Here is a 9,109-nt window from a genome sequence, read left to right on the forward strand (position 1 = left end):
TCGGCGGGACACTTCCCGCCAACTTAGCGCCAGCACCGCGACGCCCGAACCACACGACTTCGCCGTACGCGTCCGGCGCGTACGTCTAGCGCGCCATCTGCGTCCATCGCATCTCACCGCACGTTCGTGACGATCGCGAGCCGCCCCTCATCTGCCGTGAGACGGGCGGAGTTATGCTGGTGATTTGCGTGCCAAGTTAAGCGAAATATTTTTGCGGGAAGGGCTGGACAGACTTTTGGTGATTTGCCCGTCGGGTTGATTTGTCGCAGTAGTGCAACCAAGATTGTCCTTGCAGGCAAGGCAAATCAGTCCGCGCCACGTAGGCGGGGCAAAGCGACTTGTCCGCCGTAGCTCAACGAGCGAAGGCGACCATTCACAGTGTGATCGGCGATAGATGGTGGGCACGGCGCTGCACGCCTTTGCCCATCCTACGAACTGAACACTGTGATTTTGACAAAGGTCACGCGCTCAGCGGATGATTTGCCTGCTGGTGGTTTGCATTGGTGAGAACGGAATGATCGCCCTGGGGAAGCTGCAATGCCTAGATTGCTCGTAGCGCTGTCGATCGCGTCCATTGTCTTTTGCGGCGCAATTTTCGGATTCTTCTATGCCTGGGTCTGCTCGACGATGTGGGGACTCGATCAGGCGGATCCCCGTGTCGCAATCGCCGCCATGAAGGCGATGAATGCCTCAGTGCGCAACGCGGTGTTCTTTCCCGCATTCTTCCTGACACCGGTCGTTCTGGTTCTCACGGCGGCCGCAATGCGCTTTGCCGGTCAAAGTTTGGCTGCGTTCTGGTACTTGGCCGCGGCTGCGGTCTATATCGTTTTCGGCCTTTTCCTCACAATGGCTGTGAACGTTCCCATGAACGAGGTGTTGGCGGTGACGCCTGTTCCGGCAGACATTGAAGCCGCGCGGGAGGTTTGGGAACGCTATTCAGGGCGATGGCAGTTCTGGAATCAAGTGCGAATGATCGCTTCAGGCATCGCTTTGATTTTCGCCGCTTTCGGATTGACGATATCGCGACCGACCGCCCCAGAGACTGTATGACAGCAAAGCTCGATCTTTCACCTTCGCCCAAGTTGCAGAAGAACAGCGGGAATGCAATCGATGAAGAGTCCCGGATGTCGTTGCGCTCACCCGGGCTCCGAGTTCCTGAAATTAAGTTCTTGGCGTCGGGGGTTTAATTCCTGCCCCGGCGTCCCCATATAGCCTTCATGGCACAATGGAAATCGTCGACCACGCGGCAACCACCGATGACAAAGGACGAGTTGCGTCTGATGCTGGCTGAGGCTGTCCGCAACACGCAGCCAATCGCGGATGACAGGCCGAAACGCTCTCCCGAGGCCGAGGACGATCAGTCCTAACTGGCCGCCAGCGGCTCGCCGCTCATTCGCAAACTTAAGAAACGGACCAAGGCGCGGCGGCTGATGTCGATCCCGACAGCTTGGCCCAATCAGAAATCACAAAGGACCTAACGGATGCGGATTGCTGCCAAACCCACCGAACAGGAGATCATCGAGGGGCCGCAAGCGGTATCGTTTCAGATCGCGAACGGGAACGTGCGGCAGTGCTGCATTCTCCAAACCGAGCTGCCGACGAAGGCGCTGGCCCAAAAATATCTTCTCGCAAATTGGCCTGTTATCGAAAAGATGGCGCGCGACGCGCTCGCGGCGGGAAATCTTGAAGACGGCCAGATCAAACTCGTCATGGCGGCCTGAGCGGTTTATCATGAACGCCAATTTTGGATTGCAGGACCAGTCATGCTGAAAGATCGCGAGAATATACTGAATGCGCTTCGCGAGAAGCCGCTCAAGGCCTACCAGCTCATGCGGCGCGCCAATCTCCCAAATGAGGAAGCCTGCCAATCCCTGCTTCTGAAGATGCGCGACGAGGGTCTGGTGAAATTCGACATCCACAAGGGGCTATGGCTCATCGGATAGTCAGATACATGCGGCGGGGTTATTTCCCCGCCGTTTTTTGTTTTTCGCCTTCCGCTTCCAGCAAGCGCAGCTCGCATGAGCGCAGCGAGATGAGGGATGTGCGTTGGCGAGGAAAATTCGAATATCCCTGCGCGACTTGATGAACGGGCACATTTATGAACGGGCACATTTCTACTTGCATTGTTCCCAATACGGGAACAAATCGCCGGAGGCAATTTTCGAATGATCGTCGCCTTCGATTTCGTTAGGGGTATCGCATTCGTCAAGTTCATCGGGACCCATGCCGAATACGATCGGATCGATGCCTTGACCGTTTCGCTGTTCTAGGAGAGGCAACATGGAAATTCGCCCCATCAGAAACGACGAAGATCACGCCGCGGCGGTTCGGGAGATCGAGAAGCTATGGGGTGCTGCGATTGGGACCGAGGAAGGCGACAAGCTGGACATACTTGCGACGCTTGTCGAAAAATACGAGGAGGCACGCTGGCCTGGCGTCGATGCCTCCGATCCAATCGATCTACTGAACTATGCCATCGAAGAGCTGGGACATACCCAAGCCGAGCTCGCCGAGCTGCTTGGCTCCCGGTCGCGCGCATCCGAATTGCTTAATCGCCGGCGTTCCCTGACGGTCGAGATGATTCACAAGATTAGCGGGGCCTGGAAGATACCTGCTGATCTGCTTGTTCGGCCCAGCCGAGTCGCTGCCTGAAACTGGGGAGCGGTTCCGGCGATCCGCCGTCGCTCCCGTCTAGTGTGCCCTGCGACATGATCGTTTCATTGTACGGAACCGGCCTCGAGAGCGGGACTGGATAGCAGCCGCGCGGTCGAAGGTTGGAGCTGTCAGAGGAAACATCGGAGCCCCGGCGCCGTTCTTATTGCCAGGAGACTAGCCATGAGCAAGTTCCAACAGAAAGCCGAAGCCCAGACCAAACAGATCATCGGGCAAATGCTCGGGGATGAGCGGCTGGTGCAGGAAGCCAAGGAGCAGCAGCGCGAAGCGGCGGAGCCGGGATCGACCGCCAGGCGCCATGACGATCGCTATGACCAAGGCATCGTCCGCGACGAACGCGGACAAGAGCAGCCTCGGGACAAAGAGCGCGCCCAGCGGGTGAGCAGAGTGGATCGCGGCGGCGATCCGCCGGGAAAGAAGCGAAAGAAGGGGGAGGCCGTCCCCAAACGCGCGGGGTCGACTAGCTGACTGCAGACAGGGGATCCAGCTCCGCAGACAAGAAAAGAGGCGGCCGTGCCGCCTCCCTTAGGTCTCGCATACGTTCTTGTTACTGACAGATGTGACGTCGACCGTCCTGGCCTATGAACGTCGTGCCAGGCTGACAGACGAAACCGCTGTTGTAGCCGCCATAGTAGCGGCGGCCATAGTAGCCGTCATTATAGGCGTAGACGTCGTTTCGGAATGGAGCCGTGGCGATGGCGCCGGCCGTCCCGATCGCGCCGCCGACCACGCCCGCGGCTACTTCACCCGGCCAGAATCCGCTGTGTCTGTTATAGACGCGGTCCTGGGTTTGCGGCTGACGGATGGCATCTGACCGTCCGTGAGCATCCTGCGCCAATGCGGGCGCTGCGACCGCAGTGGAAAGAACAGCCGCTGCTGTCAGGAGCTTCAAGTTCATAAGTTGCCTCCGTTGTAGTGGCCTTGCAGTGACTGACCTCTGCCAACGAATAGCGAAAGCGGCCGTTCCGGTATCGTGATCCGGACATTTCAAACGGATGTGAGGTTTCAGTTCCGGTTTCATGTTCCGCTGAAGGCGGCTTTACACTCTGCTCGCCTCCGGCACCGCGAAGGAATTCGAATTCGGATCGTTCGGGAACGATGTATATCGGTGCCGATTGACCGGGAGTGCCGCGCGACCCGCTCGGGGAGGTGGGCGCAAGCGTCGAACCGCAGACGTATCGCGGCCTGAACGGCAATCGCGAGGTTACCCATGAAGAGCAAGCGCATCGGCGTTGACGAGCAGTCGCAGGTTCACGTCATCATTCTTGACACAGGCGAGGAGGCGTTTGCAGCGCTCACACGCTTTGCCAATGAATCGGGGATATCAGCGGCGTCGCTGACGGCGATCGGCGCTTTCGAGCGGGCCACCGTCGGCTGGTTCGACATCGCTTCGAAGAGCTACCGGAAGATCGAGGTCAATGAACAATGCGAGGTTCTCAGTGCGATCGGGGATGTCGCCGTCGGCGATGACGGCAAGCCTAGCCTTCATGTCCACATCGTGCTGGGGCTCGCCGACGGCTCGACCCGCGGCGGTCCATTTGCTGGCGGGCACGGTGAGGCCGACGCTCGAAGTTGTCTTGACCGAAGTCCCCGCAACGCTTCGACGAAAGAAGCGGGCGGAGCTCGGGATTGCGCTGATCGATCTTGGCGCCGGGCGCGGCTGAGGGGCCACGCGGCTTAGGAACCATCGCGTTCGATCCAATGTTGTCTGCCCGCCAACAATGGAGGACGTCATGGCTGAGAAGGACCTCAACGAACTATTTCTCGATACTCTCAAGGACATCTACTACGCCGAAAAGCAGATTTTGAAGGCGCTGCCGAAAATGGCGAAGGCCGCCAATTCGGACAAGCTGCGGGCCGCTTTCGAAAAGCACCACGAAGAGACCGAGGGGCACGTCGAACGGCTGGAACAGATCTTCGAGTTGCTTGGCAAGGCCGCGCGCGGCAAGAAGTGCGATGCCATCGAAGGCCTTATCGAAGAAGGCAAGGAGATCATGGAACAATATGCCGACACGCCGGCGCTCGACGCCGGCCTGCTGGCGGCGGCTCAGGCCGTCGAGCATTACGAGATTTCACGCTACGGCACCCTGAAGGCCTGGGCGGCCAAGCTCAATAATCCGCAAGCCGTGAAGTTGATCGACCAGACACTGGCCGAAGAGAAGAAGACCGACGAGACGCTGACCAAAATCGCCGAGACCGCGGTCAATTACGAGGCCGCGGCATAGCGCCCGGGTAGCCGGCCGGCGGCGCTGGATGTCCCTGTGGCAGGCGCCGCCAGCCTTGTCGGTCGTATCCGAAACAGCGTCATCGTCAGCCTCGTGGCAGCCGGAACAAAGGGAGCCCCGCCAACCCCGTCCATGGGATGTTCGGCGGGGCTCGAGTTCGACGTTGCGGGGGAAGGAAACGCCGATATGGGCGAACCCGGAGCGGGCCCGATCGTTCCTGTGATCGCTTCGCTCCACGCGTTCCACCGGCCGCACCGAAGCCGATATTGCGAGGAAATGCCGCGGCAGAACGCTCGCCAGGGTAGTAGTTTTACGAGGCCGAACAAATATTTACGCGGCGAGCGCCAGCGTAAGCAAACGTTTAGCGACTGCCCGTAAAATACCGGCATCAACTTCTGCATTAACCCCTGGTTAGTCATGCGCCTTCTGCCGATGAAAGAGCCGGACAGGTCCTGGCGGTCGATCAAGGGCCAATGGAAGAAAGACGCCGAAAGCGTCGGCGAGGACTTTTCGACCTTCTCGACCGGAAGCTTCACAGCCTATGACGGGCTGACCAAGGAAGGCGACCACCCCAGTCTGCACTGCCTTTCCGACGGTGAACGGATTCATGCGGCCTGCCAGGTCAGCCGCCTGATGATGAGCAAGTTTCCGTCGCCCATCCTGCGCGCGCGCTTCGTCGTCGTGTCGCCGGTTTACGAACTGGGGATCGCAGACGCCAGCCAGTACGCCCAGATGATGGTGGCGCTATTCTCCGGCATCGTGTGGCTGTCGCGAGATACGATGTCGGCAAGCCATATCCGCTTCTTCCTGAAGAGCCCGGGAGATTCGCAGTACTTCGCGGCGCTGCAGGCTTCGACGCCGGCCTCGCTGTTTTCGAAGTTCACGATCGACGGGGCGCTGATCGAGTGCAGCCTCAGGGAAGATGAGATGGCGGAAACCGCCTGATTCCGCTGATACCTTAACCTTGCGATAACTCACTTTGCTAACGTCCTTTTGGATTGTGTTCCCTACAACAAGCACCTGTGGGGGCAGCGAAAATGCTGAACAATTCATCGCAAGACGTCATCGCGGAGAGCCGGCCGCGTTTTGGTGCCGGCCTGCCGTGGCGGATCCGGCTGGGCGCGATCCAGTGGCTGATCCTGAGCGCCGCGGGGCTCGTGCTCGCGATCACGCTCGGCACCGGCTATTTCGCCATGCAATACCGCGAGCGGGCGCTGGAAGTCGCCGAGCGCGAACTCAATAACAGCGCGCTGCTGCTGTCGCGGCATTTCGACCAGCAATTGCTGGACCTCCAGCATGTCCAGGAAGACGTCGTGACCGGCCTGCGGGCGGACGGGGTCCACACCGCCGACGACTTCGAAAGCAAGATGTCGACATTGAGTGCTCACGAGATGCTGCGCGCGAAGCTCTCGGTGTTGCCGCATGTGGGCGCCCTGAATCTCTGGAGCGCCAAGGGCTGGCTGATCAATTCGTCCGAGATGTGGCCGGTGGCGGACAAGACCATCACCGACCGGCGCTACTTCCAGGAGTTCATGTCGGGCAAGCCGACGCCCGGCGTGATCGTCGAGCCGGTCGTGAGCAAGGTGACCAAGGTCTGGACGACGGTTTTTGCGCGAAAGATCACCGGCCGCCAGGGCGAGATCATCGGCTTTGCCGTCCGCGGCGTTGAACCTTCCCACTTCGAAGACTTCGTCGCATCGCTGGCCTTGGACCGCGACACCGCGATTTCGATGATTCACCGCGACGGCACCATCATCGCCCGCTATCCCAAGGACGACGCGCTGATCGGCCACAACGTTGCCAATACGGCCGCATTTCAGCATGCGCTGGCGCTGGACGGCAATATTTCGGGACGCTTCACCAGCACGAGATTGTCGCAAGACAAGGTCGGCGCGGTGAAGTCGCTGACGCACTTTCCGATCCTCATCGTCGCGACCACCAGGACTGAGACCGCACTCGCCGACTGGCGGGCGCAGACCAGGCTGCAATTTTTTGCAGCGGCGTTGGCAATCGTTGTCGTGATCGTCATGGTGTTCCTGATCGTGCGCCAGCTACGCCGCCAGCACGCCGCCGCGCAGCACAAGCTTTCGGAGAAGAGCCAGCATCTCGACACCGCCATCAACAACATGACGCAGGGCCTCTTGTTGTTCGATGCTTCGGGCCATCTGGTGATCTGCAACCGGCGCTATATCGACATGTTCGGGCTGTCGCCTGAGGTGGTCAAACCCGGCTGTCATCTGCGCGACCTGATCCAGCACCGCCAGGAACGCGGCTCCTTTGTCGGCGACGTCGACGCCTATTGTGCCCGGTTTCTCGACCCCAATGGCAGTCTCGTTCAGGACGCCATAACCTCGACACCCGATGGGCGCACGATCCGGCTGATCTTCAAGCGGTCGCCGGACGGCGGCTGGGCGGCGACGCTGGAAGACGTCACCGAGGGGCGGCGCGACCAGGCCAGGATCGAACATCTCGCCCATTACGACGCGCTGACCAATCTGCCGAACCGGACGCTGTTCCAGCGCCATGCGGAGGGATTGCTGCTGGAGACCGAGGGGCACGAGTTCGCGATCCTCTATATCGACATCGACGAGTTCAAGCGCATCAACGACACGCTGGGACATCTGATCGGCGACGAGTTCCTGAAAGGCGTGGCGGAGCGGCTCCGCCAGTCGGTTGGCCCTGAAGATTTCATCGCGCGGCTCGGCGGGGATGAATTCGCCATCCTGCAGAACGGCATCGGGAGCGCCGAGGATGTTCGCGCGCTGGTCGCGCGGATCTATCAGGCGCTGCGTACCCCGTTCAATTGCCACGACCATCAGCTTTCCAGCGACGCCAGCATCGGCATCGCGATCGCCCCGCGTGACGGCTCGGACCTGTTCGATCTTTTAAAGAACGCCGATCTCGCCATGTATGCGGCGAAGGCGGCCGGCCGCAGAACCTATCGCTTCTTCGATCCCACCATGGAGCAGCAGGCCAATCATCGCCGCGAGCTGGAGGCGGACTTGCGCGAGGCGCTGGCGCAGGGCGGCTTCGAGCTGCACTATCAGCCGCAGGTCGATCTGCACAGCGACCGCGTCACCGGCTGCGAGGCGCTATTGCGTTGGCGGCATCCGGTGCGCGGCATGGTCTCGCCCGCCGACTTCGTGCCGGTCGCCGAGGAAACCGGCCTGATCGAGGAGATCGGGCAGTGGGTGTTGCGCACCGCCTGCGCGGAAGCGGCGACCTGGCCGGCCCATGTCCGCATCGCCGTCAACGTTTCGCCGATCCAGTTCCGGTCGGAAACGCTGTCGCTGAAAGTGGCGGCAGCGCTCAACGAAACCGGGCTCGACCCGCGCCGGCTGGAGCTGGAGATCACCGAAGCCGTCCTGATCGCGGACGACGACGCGGCGCTGGCGACACTGAACCAGCTTCGCGCGCTCGGCATTCACATCGCGCTCGACGATTTCGGCACCGGCTATTCCTCGCTGCAATATCTGCAGCGCTTCCCGTTCGACAAGATCAAGATCGACCGCTCCTTCGTCAAGGAAGTGACGCGCAATTCCTCGTCGGCCTCGATCATCCGTGCGGTGGTCAGCATCGCCGCCGACCGCAACATGATCACGACGGCGGAAGGCGTCGAGACCCTGCAGCAGCGCGAGACCGTGCAGAATCTCGGATGCACGCAGATGCAGGGCTATCTGTTCAGCGCGGCGCGTCCGGCGCAGGAAGTCCGCGCGTTGCTGGCATCGGGGAAGGCCGGCGTCGAGGCCGCGGCATAAGGTTGGAGACCAGGTTGCTTCAGCCCGGCTGCGGGCGCGCCTCGGAAATCGCCTTCCTGAGAATCCGCGACAGCAACTCCACCGAATAGGGTTTCTGGATCAGCTCAAAGCCGCGGTGGGCGCTCTCCGCCAGCACGTTGCTGTAGCCGCTGGTCAGCACCACGGGCAGGCCGGGATAGCGCTCGCGCACGATGCCGGCGAGCTCGACGCCGTTCATCCCGGGCATAATGACGTCGGAAAACACCAGGTCGGCGGAAAACTCGTCCTCGGCAAGGATCGCGAGCGCGGCATCCGCGCTGGCGACGCGGCGCACGGTGTATCCGAGATCTTCCAACAGCTCGGTGGAGAACTGTCCGACGTCGTCATTGTCCTCGACCACGAGGACGCGGTAGCCGCGGCCGCGCGCGGCGGGTTCGCTGCCGGTCGCGGCCGCCTCGACGGCATCGGCCGGCA

11 protein-coding genes and 1 pseudogene are annotated in these 9,109 nt (G+C 61.0%); 10 read left to right on the forward strand and 2 right to left on the reverse strand.

The window, feature by feature from the left end; translation table 11 throughout:
* The first annotated feature begins 672 nt into the window (after positions 1 to 672).
* The 6 genes from CP49_RS39655 (at position 673) to CP49_RS39675 (ending at position 3,141) form a co-directional block, all read left to right on the forward strand.
* Positions 673 to 1,050 carry an anthrone oxygenase family protein gene (locus CP49_RS39655; protein WP_338060460.1) on the forward strand — a complete coding sequence of 126 codons (378 nt, stop codon included), beginning with the start codon at positions 673 to 675 and terminating at the stop codon, positions 1,048 to 1,050.
* 431 nt (positions 1,051 to 1,481) lie between these two features.
* Positions 1,482 to 1,721, forward strand: coding sequence for a hypothetical protein (locus tag CP49_RS46805; protein ID WP_057855514.1), 240 nt, complete (start codon positions 1,482 to 1,484; stop codon positions 1,719 to 1,721).
* A 42-nt stretch (positions 1,722 to 1,763) separates the two neighbouring features.
* A complete protein-coding gene (locus CP49_RS46810; protein ID WP_057855515.1) occupies positions 1,764 to 1,943 on the forward strand; it encodes a hypothetical protein in 180 nt (59 codons plus the stop codon).
* A gap of 180 nt (positions 1,944 to 2,123) precedes the next feature.
* On the forward strand, positions 2,124 to 2,270 hold the full coding sequence (locus CP49_RS44030; protein WP_338060461.1) for a type II toxin-antitoxin system HigB family toxin: 147 nt from the start codon (positions 2,124 to 2,126) through the stop codon (positions 2,268 to 2,270).
* 10 nt (positions 2,271 to 2,280) lie between these two features.
* Positions 2,281 to 2,652 (forward strand): helix-turn-helix domain-containing protein, encoded by a 372-nt coding sequence (locus tag CP49_RS39670; RefSeq protein ID WP_057855516.1) that lies wholly within the window; start codon positions 2,281 to 2,283, stop codon positions 2,650 to 2,652.
* Positions 2,653 to 2,835: 183 nt separating this feature from the next.
* Positions 2,836 to 3,141 (forward strand): hypothetical protein, encoded by a 306-nt coding sequence (locus CP49_RS39675; protein ID WP_057855517.1) that lies wholly within the window; start codon positions 2,836 to 2,838, stop codon positions 3,139 to 3,141.
* Positions 3,142 to 3,220: 79 nt separating this feature from the next.
* On the opposite strand, the gene CP49_RS39680 is transcribed toward CP49_RS39675, so the two are convergent.
* Entirely contained in the window at positions 3,221 to 3,571 is a 351-nt protein-coding gene (locus CP49_RS39680) for a hypothetical protein (RefSeq protein ID WP_057855518.1), read from the reverse strand.
* Between the two features lie 312 nt (positions 3,572 to 3,883).
* Here CP49_RS39680 and CP49_RS39685 point away from each other — a divergent pair.
* The 4 genes and pseudogenes from CP49_RS39685 (at position 3,884) to CP49_RS39700 (ending at position 8,656) form a co-directional block, all read left to right on the forward strand.
* Positions 3,884 to 4,337: pseudogene (locus CP49_RS39685) on the forward strand (PPC domain-containing DNA-binding protein).
* A gap of 69 nt (positions 4,338 to 4,406) precedes the next feature.
* Entirely contained in the window at positions 4,407 to 4,898 is a 492-nt protein-coding gene (locus CP49_RS39690) for a YciE/YciF ferroxidase family protein (protein WP_082646472.1), read from the forward strand.
* A gap of 417 nt (positions 4,899 to 5,315) precedes the next feature.
* On the forward strand, positions 5,316 to 5,843 hold the full coding sequence (locus CP49_RS39695; RefSeq protein WP_057855520.1) for a hypothetical protein: 528 nt from the start codon (positions 5,316 to 5,318) through the stop codon (positions 5,841 to 5,843).
* Between the two features lie 92 nt (positions 5,844 to 5,935).
* On the forward strand, positions 5,936 to 8,656 hold the full coding sequence (locus CP49_RS39700; protein ID WP_082646471.1) for a bifunctional diguanylate cyclase/phosphodiesterase: 2,721 nt from the start codon (positions 5,936 to 5,938) through the stop codon (positions 8,654 to 8,656).
* Between the two features lie 19 nt (positions 8,657 to 8,675).
* Here the strand turns inward: CP49_RS39700 and CP49_RS39705 are convergent.
* Positions 8,676 to 9,109, reverse strand: a 434-nt coding sequence (locus CP49_RS39705) for a response regulator (RefSeq protein WP_057855521.1), incomplete at its 5' end; no start/stop codon positions are given.

Source organism: Bradyrhizobium valentinum (assembly GCF_001440405.1).
Taxonomy (GTDB): Bacteria; Pseudomonadota; Alphaproteobacteria; order Rhizobiales; family Xanthobacteraceae; genus Bradyrhizobium; species Bradyrhizobium valentinum.

Coding starts and splice junctions, on each gene's coding strand:
- CP49_RS39655 (WP_338060460.1), top strand. CDS start 673: ATGAAGGCGATGAATGCCTCAGTGCGCAACGCGGTGTTCTTTCCCGCA.
- CP49_RS39680 (WP_057855518.1), bottom strand. CDS start 3,571: ATGAACTTGAAGCTCCTGACAGCAGCGGCTGTTCTTTCCACTGCGGTC.
- CP49_RS46805 (WP_057855514.1), top strand. CDS start 1,482: ATGCGGATTGCTGCCAAACCCACCGAACAGGAGATCATCGAGGGGCCG.
- CP49_RS39690 (WP_082646472.1), top strand. CDS start 4,407: ATGGCTGAGAAGGACCTCAACGAACTATTTCTCGATACTCTCAAGGAC.
- CP49_RS39675 (WP_057855517.1), top strand. CDS start 2,836: ATGAGCAAGTTCCAACAGAAAGCCGAAGCCCAGACCAAACAGATCATC.
- CP49_RS39670 (WP_057855516.1), top strand. CDS start 2,281: ATGGAAATTCGCCCCATCAGAAACGACGAAGATCACGCCGCGGCGGTT.
- CP49_RS46810 (WP_057855515.1), top strand. CDS start 1,764: ATGCTGAAAGATCGCGAGAATATACTGAATGCGCTTCGCGAGAAGCCG.
- CP49_RS39695 (WP_057855520.1), top strand. CDS start 5,316: ATGCGCCTTCTGCCGATGAAAGAGCCGGACAGGTCCTGGCGGTCGATC.
- CP49_RS39700 (WP_082646471.1), top strand. CDS start 5,936: ATGCTGAACAATTCATCGCAAGACGTCATCGCGGAGAGCCGGCCGCGT.